The organism is Actinomycetota bacterium (genome assembly GCA_030774015.1).
GTDB lineage: Bacteria > Actinomycetota > UBA4738 > UBA4738 > JACQTL01 > JALYLZ01.
In genome coordinates, this window is record JALYLZ010000057.1 from 1 (window position 1) to 16,186 (window position 16,186).

At 71.8% G+C, this 16,186-nt stretch carries 14 protein-coding genes, 3 pseudogenes and 1 riboswitch; of the genes and pseudogenes, 12 read left to right on the forward strand and 5 right to left on the reverse strand.

Translation table 11 applies throughout. The features are described from left to right. Positions 1 to 155 precede the first annotated feature (155 nt). A pseudogene (locus M3Q23_05725) lies at positions 156 to 745 on the reverse strand (ATP-dependent Clp protease proteolytic subunit). A gap of 80 nt (positions 746 to 825) precedes the next feature. Here M3Q23_05725 and M3Q23_05730 point away from each other — a divergent pair. From M3Q23_05730 to M3Q23_05740, 3 genes and pseudogenes are all read left to right on the forward strand, one after another. Next, positions 826 to 1,215 carry an SRPBCC domain-containing protein gene (locus tag M3Q23_05730; protein MDP9341599.1) on the forward strand — a complete coding sequence of 130 codons (390 nt, stop codon included), beginning with the start codon at positions 826 to 828 and terminating at the stop codon, positions 1,213 to 1,215. Continuing rightward, positions 1,212 to 1,535: a winged helix-turn-helix domain-containing protein gene (locus tag M3Q23_05735; GenBank protein ID MDP9341600.1), complete on the forward strand. Its 324-nt coding sequence runs from the start codon at positions 1,212 to 1,214 to the stop codon at positions 1,533 to 1,535. Before M3Q23_05730 ends, M3Q23_05735 begins: the two co-directional genes overlap by 4 nt. 47 nt (positions 1,536 to 1,582) lie before the next feature. Continuing rightward, positions 1,583 to 2,371 (forward strand): annotated as a pseudogene (locus tag M3Q23_05740) (serine/threonine protein kinase). A 1,175-nt stretch (positions 2,372 to 3,546) separates the two neighbouring features. Here the strand turns inward: M3Q23_05740 and M3Q23_05745 are convergent. Then, positions 3,547 to 4,032, reverse strand: coding sequence for a hypothetical protein (locus M3Q23_05745; GenBank protein MDP9341601.1), 486 nt, complete (start codon positions 4,030 to 4,032; stop codon positions 3,547 to 3,549). 225 nt (positions 4,033 to 4,257) lie between these two features. Beyond that, a riboswitch (TPP riboswitch) is annotated at positions 4,258 to 4,369 on the forward strand. Between M3Q23_05745 and M3Q23_05750 the strand changes: the two genes are divergently transcribed. Next, on the forward strand, positions 4,355 to 5,191 hold the full coding sequence (locus tag M3Q23_05750) for a thiazole synthase (GenBank protein ID MDP9341602.1): 837 nt from the start codon (positions 4,355 to 4,357) through the stop codon (positions 5,189 to 5,191). Its footprint overlaps the riboswitch before it by 15 nt. Then, complete coding sequence (gene thiH, locus M3Q23_05755) at positions 5,188 to 6,444, forward strand: 2-iminoacetate synthase ThiH (GenBank protein ID MDP9341603.1); 1,257 nt, start codon at positions 5,188 to 5,190, stop codon at positions 6,442 to 6,444. The genes M3Q23_05750 and thiH overlap by 4 nt, the downstream gene beginning before the upstream one ends. A 6-nt stretch (positions 6,445 to 6,450) precedes the next feature. Here thiH and M3Q23_05760 read toward each other — a convergent pair whose 3' ends face one another. Next, positions 6,451 to 8,346, reverse strand: coding sequence for a protein kinase (locus tag M3Q23_05760; GenBank protein ID MDP9341604.1), 1,896 nt, complete (start codon positions 8,344 to 8,346; stop codon positions 6,451 to 6,453). 87 nt (positions 8,347 to 8,433) lie between these two features. On the opposite strand from M3Q23_05760, the pseudogene M3Q23_05765 reads away from it, so the two are divergent. The 3 genes and pseudogenes from M3Q23_05765 (at position 8,434) to M3Q23_05775 (ending at position 9,328) form a co-directional block, all read left to right on the forward strand. Continuing rightward, positions 8,434 to 8,565: pseudogene (locus tag M3Q23_05765) on the forward strand (transcriptional regulator). 203 nt (positions 8,566 to 8,768) lie between these two features. Then, complete coding sequence (locus M3Q23_05770; GenBank protein ID MDP9341605.1) at positions 8,769 to 9,113, forward strand: hypothetical protein; 345 nt, start codon at positions 8,769 to 8,771, stop codon at positions 9,111 to 9,113. Next, positions 9,110 to 9,328: a hypothetical protein gene (locus M3Q23_05775; protein ID MDP9341606.1), complete on the forward strand. Its 219-nt coding sequence runs from the start codon at positions 9,110 to 9,112 to the stop codon at positions 9,326 to 9,328. Before M3Q23_05770 ends, M3Q23_05775 begins: the two co-directional genes overlap by 4 nt. Here M3Q23_05775 and M3Q23_05780 read toward each other — a convergent pair. Continuing rightward, positions 9,325 to 11,394 (reverse strand): AarF/UbiB family protein, encoded by a 2,070-nt coding sequence (locus tag M3Q23_05780; protein ID MDP9341607.1) that lies wholly within the window; start codon positions 11,392 to 11,394, stop codon positions 9,325 to 9,327. The two genes, M3Q23_05775 and M3Q23_05780, sit on opposite strands and share 4 nt — an antisense overlap. Positions 11,395 to 11,551: 157 nt before the next feature. Here M3Q23_05780 and M3Q23_05785 point away from each other — a divergent pair, with 157 nt between their 5' ends. From M3Q23_05785 to thiE, 4 genes are all read left to right on the forward strand, one after another. Continuing rightward, positions 11,552 to 12,136 carry a sigma-70 family RNA polymerase sigma factor gene (locus M3Q23_05785; GenBank protein ID MDP9341608.1) on the forward strand — a complete coding sequence of 195 codons (585 nt, stop codon included), beginning with the start codon at positions 11,552 to 11,554 and terminating at the stop codon, positions 12,134 to 12,136. A gap of 417 nt (positions 12,137 to 12,553) precedes the next feature. Next, complete coding sequence (locus M3Q23_05790) at positions 12,554 to 13,222, forward strand: DUF4349 domain-containing protein (protein ID MDP9341609.1); 669 nt, start codon at positions 12,554 to 12,556, stop codon at positions 13,220 to 13,222. A gap of 22 nt (positions 13,223 to 13,244) precedes the next feature. After that, entirely contained in the window at positions 13,245 to 13,451 is a 207-nt protein-coding gene (gene thiS, locus M3Q23_05795) for a sulfur carrier protein ThiS (protein MDP9341610.1), read from the forward strand. Between the two features lie 15 nt (positions 13,452 to 13,466). Beyond that, complete coding sequence (gene thiE, locus M3Q23_05800) at positions 13,467 to 14,108, forward strand: thiamine phosphate synthase (GenBank protein ID MDP9341611.1); 642 nt, start codon at positions 13,467 to 13,469, stop codon at positions 14,106 to 14,108. On the opposite strand, the gene M3Q23_05805 is transcribed toward thiE, so the two are convergent. After that, positions 14,074 to 16,059 carry a hypothetical protein gene (locus tag M3Q23_05805; GenBank protein ID MDP9341612.1) on the reverse strand — a complete coding sequence of 662 codons (1,986 nt, stop codon included), beginning with the start codon at positions 16,057 to 16,059 and terminating at the stop codon, positions 14,074 to 14,076. The genes thiE and M3Q23_05805 overlap by 35 nt on opposite strands. Positions 16,060 to 16,186 lie beyond the last annotated feature (127 nt).

Below are 16,186 nucleotides of genomic sequence, written 5' to 3' on the forward strand. Positions count from 1 at the left end.
AGGCGATCCACGCCTACCTCGACGCCTACAACGAGGCCCCCAACCCGTTCGTGTGGACGGCGACCGTGGCGTCAATCGTGGAGAAGGTCAACCGTTGTAAAGCCATTTTGCAGGCGGCGCACTAGGATGCGCCGAGCCCGCGGCCTGTTGCGCGGCTACCGAACGAGCTTGAGCCGCAGGCCCGAGCGTTCCTGCTGGATCTCGTCGATGAGGCCGTAGTCCTTGGCGGCCTCGGCGGTGAGCCAGTAGTCGCGATCGGTGTCCTCGCGGATCTTGTCGATCGACTGGCCGGTCCGCTCCGAAAGGATCTCCTCGACGCGGCGGCGGAGGTAGGCGAACTCCCGGGCCTGGATCTCGATGTCCTTCGCGGAACCGGTGACGCCGCCGTGGGGCTGGTGCAGCAGCACGCGGGAGTTGGCCGTGGCCGACCTCGTGCCGGTCCCGGCCGCCAGGATGACCGCGGCGGCGGACGCGGCCATGCCGACGCAGCGGGTGTTCACGAGCGAGCGGAGCACGAGCATGGTGTCGATGATGGTGAAGATCCCCGTCACGTCGCCGCCGGGAGAGTCGATCACAGGGTGATGTCGTCGTCCGACCTCGCGTCCAGCGCCAGGAGTTGGGCCGCGACGTCGTCGGCCACGCTGTCCTGGATCGGGCCGCGCAGGAACACCACGCGGTGCTCGAACAGCCGGGCGTAGGCGATGTCCGGCAGGCGTTCGTGAAGCGGTTGGCCGTTGGATTCCATCGAGCGCTCCCTTCCGATATCCTGCAACCTGTGAGTTGCACTAGCGTATGATGAGCAACCCAATGGTTGCAAGACAGACCATGGATGAGATCGATCGGGTCGAACGCCACGCCGTGCTCGATGCGAGCGTGCCGGAGGTGTGGGCGGCCCTGACCGAGGCCCGGCGCTTGTCGGCGTGGATTGGCGGGGACGTCGAGCTGGACCTCCGGCCGGGCGGGCGAGGGCTGGCGCGCCGGGAGGACGGCGCGGTCCGGCGGATCCGGGTCGAGGTGGTCGAGCCGCCCCGGAGGCTGGCGTTCCGGTGGTGGCCGTACGAGCGGGAGGGCGCACCGCCGGGAATGGGGACGAGGGTGGAGTTCGTCCTGGAGCGGCTCGCTGCCGGGACGACCCGGCTGACCGTCACGGAGTCCGGCTGGCCGGGGTTCCCGGCGAGGCCATGGGCCGATGCGCGGGCAGGGGTGTCGGCGTGACCGGCGACCGCGTCGATGCCGTGTTCTCGGCCCTGGCCGATCCGACGCGCCGGGCCGTGATCCGGGCGCTGTCGGAGTCCGGCCCCGTGACGGCGACGCAGCTGGCCGCGGCGCTGCCGGTGACGCGCCAGGCGGTGGCCAAGCACCTGGAGGCGCTGGCCGAGGCGGGTCTGGCGGAGGGCGTGCGAACCGGTCGCGAGAAGCGGTACCGCCTGACGCCGGCGCCGCTGTCCGAGGCCGTGGCGTGGATGGCGGTAGTCGGCGCCGAGTGGGACGGCCGGCTGGAAGCGCTCCGTCGCCACCTCGGGCCCGGGAGCTGACCCTGGCCTTTCCCAACGGGCTCAGCCCGTGTAGAACGCACTCCGAGATGGTCCAGGACACCCGTATCGGTACCACCTTGGCCGGCTACCGCATCGAGCGGCTGCTGGGCCGGGGTGGGATGGGCCGGGTGTACCTGGCCGAGGACACCCGCCTGGGCCGCAAGGTGGCCCTGAAGCTCCTCGACCCCGAGCTGGCCGACGACGAGCGGTTCCGGGAACGGTTCGTGCGGGAGTCCCGCCTGGCGGCCTCCCTCGACCACCCCAACGTCGTCCCCATCTACGAGGCGGGGGAGCACGACGGCGTCCTGTTCATCGCCATGCGCTTCGTGGAGGGGACCGACCTGGCCAGGCTCATCGAGGAGCACGGGCCGCTCGAGCCCGACCGGGCCGCGGCGATCGTCGCCCAGGTGGCCCAGGCCCTCGACGCCGCCCACGAGCGGGGCCTCATCCACCGCGACGTGAAGCCCGGGAACATCCTGGTGGGACGAGGCGACCACACCTACCTGACCGACTTCGGCCTGATCAAGCGCCGGGAGGCGGACACCGGGCTCACGAAGACCGGGCAGTTCATGGGGTCGGTGGACTACGCGGCCCCCGAGCAGATCCTGGGAGAGCCGGTCGATCCCCCCACGGACGTGTACTCCCTGGGGTGCGTGCTGTACGAGTGCCTGGTGGGGGAGCCCCCCTTCGCCCACGACCCCGAGATCGCCGTGATGTACGCCCACCTGAACGACCCGCCGCCCAGGGTGACGGCCACCCGGCCGGAGCTTCCCCCCGCCGTCGACGCCGTGGTGTCGAAGGCCATGGCCAAGCGCCCGGACGACCGGTACCCGAGCGCGGGGGAGCTGGCCCAGGCCGCCCGAGGCGCGATCGCTGCATCCGCGCCAGGGACGGAACCGCCACCGGGGCCGCCGAGGCGGAGGAAGGTGTGGCTCGGACCCGGCGCCGCCGCCCTTGCCGTTGTGATCGCCGCCGTCGTGATCGTGGCCCTGAGTCGCGGTGGTGGGCGTCCCGCCGCGTCGCCGTCCAGCGCCGGGCCGTCGACCGTCGCGCCGCCCCCGGCAGACTCGCTGGTCGAGATCGATGCGGCCACCGGGCGGGTGGTGAAGACGATCCCCGACGTCGACGGAACCAGAGGCCTGGCGGTGGGGGAGGGAGGCGTCTGGGCGCTTCTGCCGGCCCAAGCGCAGGCGAGCTTCCTGGTCCATCTCGATGCCTCGACCGGGAAGCGCCACGGCATGATCGGAAACGTCTGGGGGATGGCGGTGGGAGCCCACGGCGTGTGGACCCTTGCCTACTCCGGATCTTCCGGCGCCGAGGGCAGCGGATTACTGACCGTGAAGCGGGTGGACGCGGCCACTGACGAGATCATCGGCCGGATCCCCGGATCGGCAGCGTCCGCCGGAATCACCCAGGAAGGAGCCCACCTATCGATCGGCGAGGGAGGGGTGTGGGCCGTGTTCGAGGACGGCACGGTGGAACGCATCGATCCACGATCGAACACCGTGGCAGTCCGGAAGGACACCGGTCTCTCCCTGGATGGAGTGGCGGTGGGCGAGGGAGCCGTGTGGGCCAAGGACAACTTTGACAGCATCGTGGTCCGGATCGACCCGGCGACGGCGGACATAACCAAGACGATCCACCTCCAGGGAAGCCTGAACGGCATCGCGGCTGGATTGGGACGGGTGTGGGTCCTCGACGCGGCTGCCGGGACGGTGACCCCCATCGACCCCACGACGTATGAGGTCGGGACCGTCATCCGGGTGGGGCGCTCGCCGTTGCACATCGCGGTGGGGGCGGGATCCGTGTGGGTGACGGACGCGGGCGGGATCCTCTACAGGATCAATCCCGCAACCCTGGACGTATCGAGGGTCGAGGTGGGAGCGCCCCTGGCCCAGGTCGCCGTCGACGACCCCTCCCGGAAGGTGTGGGTCTCGGTGGGATCGGGGTCGTAGGGCTCCAGGGCGGCGTCAAGCGGGATACGACGACGGGTCGGGCGCAAAGGGCTGCGTCATCCTCGGCAGTGGCCCGCCCCGAAGGATGCGGGGATCCGGCGATGGTGGGCTCCTCCGTCCCACGCCACGTCCAGCGCGACGCATCGGACGCCGTCCACCAGGAAGCCGCCGTTGAACTGGGTGCCGAACCGGTCCGGCGAGGGGTGGCACACCTGGAACGTGACTCGGTAGTCGCCGCGGCCGACCCGGTGGGCACTGAATCGGCTCGGGTCGTAGATGAGCGAGGCATGGCGCCGATCGGCCGGTGCGATGGACAGCGTCGCCTCTCGCCGCACCACCGCCAGCACCTTGACCCCGTTGAGTCTGCCGTTCGGTCTGCGGAACCAGCTCGCCGCAGCGTGGGCGTACCCCGGGAGTCCGATCAGGTACAGGGGCCCCGCCTGGACGGCGGCCTGGATGGAGCGGCGGCTGAGCTTCCCGTAGACGCTGCTCTCGCAGGTCCGGACGAAGGTGTGCGCCCCGATCCGTGCGGCGCGCGCCACCGATGACAGGGGCGGGAGCGGAGAGGACGACGCCGACCGGCTCGGCGAAGCAGGAGAGCTCACGGAGGCCCGATCGGGTCCTCCGGTGCAGGCAACCAGCAGCGCGAGCATCATCGCCAAGGGACCGACGCGTTTGTGCATCCTGACCGAACATACTGCCGCCGCCCGCATGCGGTTCCCTTCGCCACCTGCCGGCTCCGCCGGGTGATTGCCTATACTGGCTACGAAGTCGTTCCGGGGAGCTCGGGCAACCGGGCTGAGAGGCGGGCTCACGCGCCCGCGACCCGAGGACCTGAACCGGGTAATGCCGGCGGAGGGAGACATGGCAGCGCAGAACGCCCCCACCCAGGATCCGCTCGTCGTTGCCGGCCGCGAGTTCCGGTCGAGGCTCATCGTGGGGACGGGCAAGTTCGGCTCGTTCGAGCTCATGCGCGACGCGCTCGACGCGTCGGAGACCGAGATGGTGACGGTGGCCCTGCGCCGGGTGGACCTGGAGGCCACCGGCGGTCCGGACATCCTGGAGTTCATCGATCCCTCTCGCTACCTGTTGCTGCCGAACACCTCCGGGGCGGTGGATGCGGAGGAGGCGCTGCGCATCGCCCGGCTGGCTCGGGCCGCTGGTCTTCCGGAATGGATCAAGCTCGAGGTCACGCCCGAGCCGCGCTATCTGCTCCCCGACCCCGTGGAGACCCTGAGGGCCGCCGAGCTCTTGGTGGCCGACGGGTTCACGGTGCTGCCCTACATCGGCGCGGACCCCGTGCTGGCGAAGCGCCTGGAGGAGGTGGGGTGCGCGACGGTCATGCCGCTCGGCTCGTGGATCGGGTCGAACCAGGGCGTCCGGACCCGCGACGCGATCCAGATCATCGTGGAGCAGGCCACGGTGCCCGTGGTTGTGGACGCCGGGCTGGGAGCGCCGTCGCATGCGGCCGAGGCCATGGAGATGGGGGTGGACGCGGTCCTGGTGAACACGGCCATCGCGGTGGCGCGGGACCCGGCGGCCATGGCCCGGGCGTTCGCGCTGGGGGTCGAGGCGGGACGGCGCGCGTACGTCGCCGGGCGAGGGCCCCAGCGTGAGGTGGCTGAGCCGTCCAGCCCGCTGACCGGGTTCCTGGACCGGCTGGTCACGTCGCAGGCCGACGCCGCGGTGACCGAGCCGTGAGCCGCGCCGAGGTCCGAACGGGCGGACACGGGCTCAAGCCCCAGGAACACCCGGCTCTTCGCCACGGCGATGGGTTCGTCCACCCGGCTCCGCCCACGACCTTCGCCGACGGGCTGGAGCGGCTGCCCATTCCGCAGCTGCTCGCTGTGGCGGAGTCGGCCGGGCCATCCCGCGTGGAGGCGGCTCTCCGGACGAACCCACTGGAACGCACGCTCGAGGACTTCGCCGCGCTGCTCTCCCCGGCGGCGTCGTCCAGGCTGGAGGACCTGGCGGCAGCCTCGCGGCGACTGACCATCGCCCGGTTTGGCCGGACCATGCGGATGTACGCGCCCCTGTACCTGTCGAACGAGTGCCTCACCACGTGCGCGTACTGCGGCTTCGCCCGCGAGCTGCCCATCGCGCGCAAGACGCTGAGCGGCGAGGAGACGCTGGAGGAGGCGCGCCACCTCCTGCGGCAGGGCTTCCGGTCCATCCTGTTGCTGACCGGCGAGCACGAGCGCCTGACCGGTGTGGAGTTCCTGGAGGAGCGCATCCGGCTGCTGGCCCGCGAGGTCCCCCAGGTCTCCGTCGAGGTCCAGGTCTGGAGCGAGGAGGAGTACCGCCGCCTGGCCCAGGCCGGCTGCGAGGGCGTGGTGATCTACCAGGAGACCTATCATCCGGAGACCTACGCGAAGGTCCATCTCGCGGGCCGGAAGCGCCACGAGCGGTGGCGGCTGCTGGGGCCGGAGCGGGCCGCGCGGGCCGGGATGCGCCGGATCGGGATCGGGGCGCTGTACGGGCTGCACGACGACTGGCGCTACGAGGCCATCTGCGTGGCGGCCCACGCGCGGTTCCTGCAGCGCCACTACTGGCGTTCGCAGGTCGCCGTGTCGGTCCCGCGGATGCGGCCCAGCGCCGCCGGGTTCCAGCCCCCCACGCTGCTGTCCGACCGCGAGCTGGTGCAGCTGGTGGCGGCGCTGCGGCTGGCGCTCCCGGACGCCGGCCTGGTGCTGTCGGCGCGCGAACGGCCAGAGCTCCGGGACGGTCTGTTCCGCGTGGGGATCACGCACACCAGCGCGGGCTCGCACACCGAGCCCGGCGGGTACGAGCAGCCGAGGGAGGCCACCGAGCAGTTCGAGGTGGCGGACCTTCGTTCGCCGGTGGAGGTGGCGGCGAAGCTCCGCGACCTCGGCTACGACCCCGTGTGGGAAGACTGGTCGCGCGTCACTCCCAATGCGGAGCGCATGCTCTCGCGGCGCTCGACGGTGCGCTGACAGGACTCAGGCGTTCGCCTTCCGTCCCACGGTGACCCACACCGTTCCCGTTTCCTCGTCCACGGCCACCGCCGCCAGCGGAGCTCCGATATCGATCGGCGATGCCTCCTTCACGGCCGGGTCGACGCGATAGAGAGAGCCGTCGAATGACGACACCCAGACGGCGTCGAGGCCGGCGGCGATGCCACTGGCGTCGACCCCGACGGGAATGGGATCCCCCAGGGACTTGGACCCCGCTTCGATGGGGGTGACCGTTCCGACGAACGAGTCGAGGATCCACAATGCCTCCTCGGTGGCGGCGAGTCCGTCGATGCTCCCGGGTACGCTCACGGAACCCGTCGTCTCCCCCGTGCTGGGGTCGATCTCGTACACCGTGCCGCCGAGGAGGTCCGCCGCCCACAGGGTGCCCGGCCCGTAGACGAGGACATCCACCCGTCCGGGAAGTGTCCACGACCCGAGGATCCTCCCGGTGGCCCCCTCCAGTCGGATGACGTGGCCGTCGGTGGTCGCGATCCACGCGAAGGCACCTCCCGCGGCCACTGACACGGGGCGGCCCTCCTCGATCGGGACCGATCGGAGGAACTTGTCGGTGGAGGGGTCGAGTCGATCGACAAACGGCGTGGCGCCCAAGCCGCTGTGCAGTAGCCAGACCGTGCGGGAGCCCACCGCAAGGGAGACGTCGCCGAAGCTCCCGTACGGGATGGTCTGGCGCAGGGTTCTCGTCAACGCGTCGACGTGGGCCACGTTCGACCCGGAGACGACCCACACGCCTCCCTGGCCCGCGGCCATGCCGCCGGTCCCGTTGGAGCCGCCGGCCCCGCCGCCGCTGCTGACGGACACGCCACGAACGGTCCCCAGGATCCGATTCGTGGCCGGGTCGATCTCCACGACCGACCCGACCGGCGGGCCGCCTGGAGCGCTCGCCGTCGAGCCTGTGGGAGGCGTGGAGGTCACGGGGCCTCTTCCCGACCGGGCGAGGACGACCGCGATGACCGCGAGGGCCACAACGAAGGCCGTGGACAATGGGAGGAGGGCCCGGCGCCCGCTCGGGCGTCTCGCCGGGAGGATGGGTGCGCACGCATCCCGAGCCGCAGCGGCCAGGGCTCCTGCGGTCGCGTACCGATCCTCTGCCTTCTTGGCCATGGCCTTCGCCACCACTCGGTCGAGTGCCTCCGGAAGCTCCTGCCTGGTCGTCGGCTTCGGCGGCGGTTCGTTCAGGTGGGCGTGCAAGACCGCCGCCTCCCGGTCCCGAGGGAAGGGCGGTTCCCCCGTCAGGCACTCGTACAGCACGCACCCGAGGGAGTACACGTCGGTCTGTGGGGTCAGCTGTTCGCCGGTGAACTGCTCGGGGGCCGCGTAGTCGAGGGTCCCCACGAACTGGCCTGTCCCGGTGACCCCGGAGTCCGAGGTGGCCCGCTTGGTCAGGCCGAAGTCGGCCAGGTACACCTTGTCCGGGGTCCCGGGCACCAGGAGGACATTGGCCGGTTTCACGTCGCGGTGGATCAAGCCCTCGGCGTGGGCAGCGTCCAGGGCGCTCGCCACCTGCAACAGGATGGACACGGTCCTGCCCGGCTCCAGGCGTCCTTCGGCGTCGATGAGTCGACGCAGATCCGTGCCGCGCACGTAACGCATTGCGATGAACAACGCGCCGTCCGCTTCCCCGGCCTCGTACACCGGCAGGATGTTTGGATCCTCCAAGGAGGCCGCCACCCTGGACTCCCGGAGGAACCGATCCCGGAACCTGGGGTCTGAGGCCAGCTCGGGTGCCATGACCTTCAGCGCCACCTTCCGGGACAAGGCTGCTTGCTCGGCCAGGTACACCACGCCCATGCCGCCCCGGCCAAGCACGGACTCGATTCGGTACCCGGCGATGGTGGTGCCGATGCGCGTGTCCGAAGCCACAACAGGGCGTTTGTACACCCTCCGACCCTTCTGGGGACAGGGCCGAGGGCTGGTGCAACGTTCCATTGCTCTTACAATCGACGACCGATGAGTGGCACCGGACAGATCGCCGCGATCTCGCTGCTGGACGAGCCGCTCCGGCGGCGGCTCTACGACTACGTGCGCTGGCGGCACCAGGCAGTGGGCCGGGACGAGGCGGCCGCCGCGTGCGGCATCTCGAGGAGCCTTGCCGCGTTCCACTTGGACCGCCTGGCCGACGCCGGGTTGCTGGCGGTGGAGTTCCGCAGGCTGAGCGGGCGGACGGGGCGCGGCGCGGGCCGGCCGGCCAAGCTGTACCGGCCCTCGGCCCGCCGGCTCGCCGGCTCGCCTTCACCCTCCCGGAGACCCGCACCGCGCTGGCCGGGAACGTCCTGGCCGAGGCCGTGGAGGAGAAACGCCCGGACGAGTCGGCCGAATCCGCGGTCCGACGGGTGGGCCGGCGGACGGGCCTCCGGCTGGGCCGGGAGCGGGGTGGCGACGGCGCCTCGACGGGCGGCGGCGTGTTCGAGGTGCTCTACGGTCTGGGATTCGAGCCCGAGCGCCACGAGCGCCGGATCCTGCTGCGGAACTGCCCGTTCCATGAGCTGCTCGATGAGCACCGGCACCTGGTGTGCGCGATGAACCACTCCCTGCTGCTGGGGCTGGTGGACGGCCTGGGAGCCGAGGGCGTCACCGCCCGGCCCTGGACCGAGGAGGGCTACTGCTGCGTGGAGGTCGCGCCGGCGTGACCCGGAAGGCCGCCCCCCGTCGGCGCGTGCTCCGGGTGGTGGAACGCGCCATCCTCGGCGTCGGCATGACGGTGGCCGCGTTCGTGGTGGAACGACGGCTGCTGAAGGCGCTGCGGCAGGGCGGGACGAAGCGGCCCCGGCCGATCGGGGAGCCGGACGGCGGCGCCCACGTCACCGCGACCGCCACGGCGGCCCCGCCGCCCGAGAAGCGTTAGCGGTTCCTTCGCAGCAGGTCGACCACCAGTCCGATCAGCAGCACGCCCGCCACGGACCCCATGGTGATCGGGATCCACGAGGCCACGGTTCCGTTGATCACCGTGATGGCGGCGCCGACGAACGCGCTCGCGCCGGCGATGGCCAGGGCCAGCCGCCGCCCGGTGCGGCGGATGGTCTCCTCCAGCCGCTCCGTTCCCCGGAACAGCACCTGCAGCTTCGGACCGGGGCGCGCGCCGGCCAGCCGCTCCACCGCCTCGATCATCCGCCCGAACCGGACCCGCAGCTTCTGCGCCTCGTAGAACAGGTGCTGCGGGCTGACCCGGTCGCGGATCTGCCCGGTCAGCCGCTTCACCACGAACTGCCCCGCCACGGCGAACGGGTCCAGCTCCGGATCCAGTTCGGCGGTGGCCAGCTGCATCTGCGCCAGCGCCTTGCCGGTGAGCATCAGCGACGTGGGCAGCCGGACGTCGTGGCGGATCGAGATCTCGGTCATCTCCTGCAGGATCGGCCCCAGCTGGATCTCGCGCAGCGACAGGTGCCGGTACTTCTTCAGCACCTGCTCCAGGTCGTTCTCGAACGCGGCCATGTCGATGTCGCCGCGCTGATCCTCGCCGGCCAGCATCAGCGTGATGTCGGCCAGGAAGTGCAGGTCGCTCTGGGCGAACGCCATGATCAGCAGCAGGAGCAGCTCGCGGACGTCCGCCTCCACCTCGCCGACCATCCCGAAGTCGAGGAAATAGATCCGGTCGTTCCACCACTTCAGGTTCCCCGGATGCGGGTCGGCGTGGAAGAACCCGTCGGTCAGGATCTGCCGGTAGTACGACTCCAGCAGCTGGCGGGCGGCCTCGGTCCGGGCCGTCCCCAGCGGCGCGTCGCGGATCGGCCCGCCCTCCACCTCCTGCATCACCAGCAGCCGGGCGGACGAGTAGTCGAGGTACAGGTACGGGACGTCCAGGCGCGGGTAGGGCTCCAGCACCTGGCGCATCCGCTCGATGTTGTGGGCCTCCTGCCGGAAGTCCAGCTCGCGGCGGAGCGACTCCGAGAGGTGCTCGATGATGGCCGGCATGTCGAACACCTGGCGGAACGCAGGCCGGTCGCGGGTCTTCTCCGCGAACAGCTCCAGCAGCCCGAGGTCCTCCATGATGTCGCGGCGGGCCGTGGGGCGCTGGACCTTCACCACCACCCGGTCGCCGGTCTCGAGCGTGGCCCGGTGGACCTGGGCGATGGTCCCGGCCGCCAGGGGCTCCGGATCGATGCTGGCGAACACGTCCTCCCACGGGACGCCCAGCTCCTCCTCCATCACCGAGACCACTTCCTCCTCCGACAAGGGCGTGACCCGGTCCTGGAGCGTGGCCAGCTCCTCCACGAACGCCGGCGGCAGCAGGTCGGGCCGGGTGGACAGGATCTGGCCGAGCTTCGCGAACGTGGGACCCAGCTCGTCCATGGCCGCCCGGAGCTGGCGGGCCCGGGCCCGGGTGGTCGCTTCCTCGTCCGGCGTCGCGGTCGGCTGGAACAGCTCGCGGACGTCGTACTTCGACATGACTCGGCCGATGCGGGTGGCCCGCTTCAACAGGTGGCCGGCGGGGAGCTCCGTGGCGCCGTCCCCCTGCGACGGCGCCGGGACCTCGACCCGGGCGGTCTGGTCCGGGTCGGTGTTCACGATGATCACCGAGCACCGCGCCATGTGGGACACGCGGTTGGGCACGTTCCCGAGCAGGAACTTCTTCCGCCCGCTCATGCCGACGTTGCCCACCACCACCACGTCCACGTGTTCCTGGGCGGCGACGTCCGCGATGGCCCGGGCGGGGTCCGGGTCGACGGCCACCCGGGCCCGGCCCCTCGCCCCCGCAAGCCGGGCCGCCAGCTCCTCCAGGGAGCGTCCGGCCTGGGCGGTGACCTGGGGCTCGACGGGCCGAGGCTCTTCCGCGCCGCCGCCCGTGTCCGGCACGATGACCTGGAGGACCAGGAGCTCGGCCTGATACCGGTCCGCCATGTTCGCCGCCCACTCCACGGCCCGGGTGGCAGTGGTGGACTGGTCGGTGGCGACGAGGATGCGGTTGACCACACGGACCTCCGGACGAGCACGGCTGACGGCGGATGGCGGACGGCCATTACAGCGCAGGGACCGGGCCGGCGGCAAGGAACGGCTCGGGCGCGGCGACCGTCACACGGCAGGCGCCCGGCGGCATAGTACGGGCGAGACGTCGAGAAGACCGGGGCCCGTGTTCGAGGAACTGACCGACGACGAGCTGCTCCTGCTGGCCCGGACGCGTCCGGAAGCGTTCGGGGCGTTCTACCGACGGCACGCGGAGGCCCTTCTGCGGTTCTTCGCCCGGCGCACGTTCGACCCGGAGGCGGCCGCGGAGCTGACCGCCGAGACGTTCGCTTCGGCGCTCGCCGCTCGCGGCAGGTTCCGGCCTCGGGGCGGGGGAGCGGAGGCATGGCTGTACGGGATCGCCCGGCACCAGCTGGCCCACTTCTTCCGAAGGGGCGCGGTCGACGCCCGGGCCAGGCAGCGGATCGGCCTGCCGGAGCAGGAGGTGTCCGACGCGGACTACGAGCGGATCGAGGAGCTGGTGGACTTCGACCAGGTCCGCCGGGCCGTGGCGGACGCGTTCTCGCTGCTCTCGGACGAGCAGCGGGAGGCGGTGACGCTACGGGTGGTCGAGGGGCGGCCGTATGCGGAGGTCGCGGAGGCGCTGGTGTGTACGGAGCAGGCCGCCCGGGCCAGGGTCAGCCGGGGGCTGAAGCGGCTGTCCGGGCTGCTGGAAGGCCAGGTGCCAGAGCTGGGCGCGAAAGGAACGTGACGTGACGTGAAGACCGACATCGAGTACCTGCGCGAGCTGGAAGGGAACCTGATGGCTGCTGCGCGCCGGGAAGCGGAACCGGCGGCCGCGCCCGCGAGGAGGAGCCGGGCGTCGTGGCGGCGGGGGATGTCAGTACGGCTGGTGTCCGCCGGGGTGGCGGCATTCCTGGCGATTGCCGGCGGCATCGGGTATTTCGCCACGCGCGGCTCGTCCGCGTCCCTCGATCTCGCCTTTACCACCAGGTCGGCCGGGAGGGCCTCGTCCGGCGGGCCCGTTCCGGCGCGCCATTTGTCCCTTCAGGAACTCGCCCCGGCTGTGCCTGCAGCGGAACCCAGCCCGGCTTCCACCGGCCCACCCGGGCGCAGCACCCAACCATCGACGTCCAGCCCCGCCGGACCAATCGTCGGGCCGAGCATCGTGAAGACCGCCGCGCTGGCCGTCCGCGTGGCCAAGGGTAGCTTCGACCAGCAGTTCGCCAAGGCCACCGAGATCGCCGGAGCCAGCGGCGGCTACGTCGCCACGTCCAGCGTGGAGAACGGCAGGACCCACTCCGGCACCATCACCATCCGCGTGCCGGCGGACCGTTTCGAGGGGGTGCTCAACGAGCTCCGCAATCTCGGCCACGTGGACCGGGCGTCCATCTCCGGCCAGGACGTGACGGCGAAGTTCGTGGACCTCGCCGCACGCCTCCACAACTCCCAGGACAAGGTGACGGTGCTCCGACGGCTGCTGGCCAAGGCCCCCACGGTGACGGCGACGCTCCGGGTGAGCAACGCGCTGTCCAGCGCCGAGCTCGAGGTGGAGGAGCTCCAGGGCTCGATCCGGGCCCTCCAGAACCGCACCGACCTCGGGACCATCCAGCTCACGCTGTACGAGCGGGAGCCGCAGACGCCGAAGCCGCCCCAGACCACCACGCATCACACCATCGGCGGGGCGTGGAAGGGCGCGGTGAAGGGCTTCTTCGGCGTCGTGTACTCGGTCGTGGTCGGCCTCGGCTACCTCCTGCCCATCACGCTGATGCTGGCCCTGGTGGCCGTGCTGATCTGGCTGGGCGTCCGGCGGGCCCGGGATCGCGTGGCGGCCTGAGCCCGGCTCCTACACTGGAGCCGTGGAGGTCGTCGCCAACGGCAAGCCGTACGAGGTCGAGCCCGGTCTGACCGTCGCCGGGTTCATCCGTCTCCGCGGACTCGATCCCGGCTACGTGGTCGTCGAGCGCAACGGCGAGGCGCTCGAGCGGGCCGGATACGAGACCACCGCCCTGGAACGGGGAGACCGGCTGGAGCTGGTCCGCGCCGTGGCCGGCGGTGGCCGGTAGGCGGCTGCGCCGGCGATGGACCCGGCACGCCGCCGCGAACGCCTGGCCCGATCCCGCCTGTACGTGGTCACCGGGGCTCGTCAGGATCGCGGTGACCTGAAGGAATTCCTGGACGCCATCCTCGAGGCGGGCACGGACATCGTCCAGCTCCGGGAGAAGGAGGCCGAGGCGGGCGACCTGCTCCGGTGGGGCGAGACGTTCCGGGAGGCGGCCGAGCGCCACGGCGCGCTGTTCACGATGAACGACCGCCCCGACGTCGCGCTGGCCCTCGAGGCCGACGGCGTCCACGTCGGCCAGAACGATCTCCCTCCGGAGGTGGCGCGGCGAATCCTGGGCCCCGACGCGATCGTCGGTCTGTCCTGCCACTCGCAGGAACAGCTCGACGCCGCACCGCCCGAGGCCGACTACGTGACGGCCGGACCCGTCCACCCCACCCCGACCAAGGCGGGCCGGCCGGGAACCGGGCTCGGGGTCGTCCGCCACGCCGCCGCGACGGTCGAACGGCCGTGGTTCGCCATCGGCGGAATCGACCGCCACACGCTTGCAGACGCGGTCGACGCAGGGGCGCGCCGCATCGTGGTGGTCCGGGCCGTGACCGAGGCCGCGGACCCGGGCCAGGCCGTCAGGGCGCTGCTGGCGGGGCTTCCTTCCGTCTGACCCGTCGGTGCACCCAACCCAGGTAACTCCCCACTATGACCACGGCTCCCCAGGTGACCACACCGGCCGCGCCCCCCAGTGCGAACCCGGCCTTCGCCGTCACCAGGCCGCCCAGCACCACCATTCCCGCACCCACCGCCGGGGCCAGCGAGATCGCCAGGAGCGGCGCGACCCCCGGTCCCAGCAACCACTCCGTCCACCCCCAGCCCGCCACGGTCATCAGCACCACCAGCAGGAGGGCGACGATCATGCCCCGCTCGGTCGTGAACACCGGCCGCAGGGGAGCCACGGAGGGGAGCGGGCCGGGGGGACGCGGCCCTCGGAGCAACGCGACTCCCGGCGCGATGACCGGCGCGTCCAGCTTCGCCGTCGCCGCTTCGAACTCCTTCGGCCCCAGCTCCTGGACGAGCAGCACGGGGGCCCCCGCCGCGAGCGCCGGCCGAGCGGTCTGCCAGTAGGGCAGGTTGTGCGCGTTCACGTCCGGGTTCGGGACCCGGGTGAACCGCCCCGCCAGCAGGTCGGCCGGCTCCCCGGGGACCACGAAGACGCTCTCCTGGCGAGACGGCGGCAGCGCCGCCCGGATGGTCCGTTCCTTCAGCGCCGCGGAGATCGAACCCGACGAGCCCAGCGGCCCGACCAGGAACACCACCGGCTGCGCCGGCGGCAGGCGATCGAGGTACGGGACGGTCTCGCGGGCCTGCTGGAACGCCGTGGCGTCGAACCACTGTTCGGGCCCCTTCAGGTCCGCCGGGCCGTACCACCACTCAATGGAGGGGATCGCGAGCGCGGCCACCGCCACGACGGCCAGGGCCACGCCGGCGGGCCGGCCCACGCGGCGGGCCACGGTCCCGGCCACCGTCCACACGGCCGCGGCCGCCAGCACCACCCCCGGCCCCACCATGAACAGGGTGAGGAAGCGATGCGGCGGCACGGCCAAGGTGACGATGCTCACCACCACGCCGCCCAGCGTGACCGCCGCCCACGCCGCCATCAGGCGGAGGAACGGCCACCGCCTGGTCAAGCCCGTCCTCCGTTCCTCCGCGGCCACCGCCGCGGCGCCGACGGCGACAACGGCGCCCATGGCCGGCGCCACCATGGCCGAGAGGTCCTCGCGGAGCTTCGGCAGGAACCTGGTCTTGCTCTCGTGCAGCTCGAGCGTCTGCAACGTGCTGTGCAGCACCGGGTAGATCAGCACGGCCATGGCCGTTCCGGTGATCGCGCCGGCCAGCCCCACGGCGCTGGCCTCGGTGCGGTGCAGCGGGACGCCGGCGGCTCGTTCCCGGCTCAGGACGACCAGCGCGAGCACGAACCACACCGCCATCACCACGCCGAACACCGCGAGGAAGACCCAGTGCGACAGCCCGGCGGCCACCAGCATCAGGACCGCTCCCACGAACCCGCGGCCGGTGCGCACGAACCTCAGCAGGAGCAGCAGGCCCACCACCACGAACAGCAGCTCCATGAGGTTCGCCACGTTCTCGCCGACCAGCCGGGTGGTGCCGATGAAGGCGGCCGTGACACCGGCGCCGACGGCCCACCGCCAGGCCTCGCCGGTTCCCAGCCCCTCGGCCACCATGACTCCCATGGCCAGCGCGAAGGCCCCGACCAGGACGAACGGCACCACGACCTGGAGCTGGAGCTGCGACAGCCCCGTCAGCGACCCCAGGACGGCGGACAACAGCTCGTGGCCCGGCCGCGCCGACGTGTCCAGCGGCCCCAGCCCCACGTGCGCCACGAAGTCCGCCCGGTACACGTACCACGGCGTGTCCCACCCCAGCGGCAGCGAGAAATGCCGCACCCGGTACACCAGGAAATACAGCAGGAACGCCCCGACGAACATCCCGCCCGCCGCCACGACCGGCCACATCCGCCGAACCGCTGCTTCTACGTGGCGCCGCCCCATCCCGCTCGCCGAGCCCGGAGTGCCGCGCGTGGCCGGAGCCGTCCTCACGCCGTCACGCTAACAAGCGGACGATCTCGGCGGGGGACCGAACGGTCACGAGGTCTGGTCGAACGCCCGCCGAAGGAGCGCCAAGGCCGGCGGGTTCGCGCAGCGTGGGGTTGGGTGGGGACTGGCC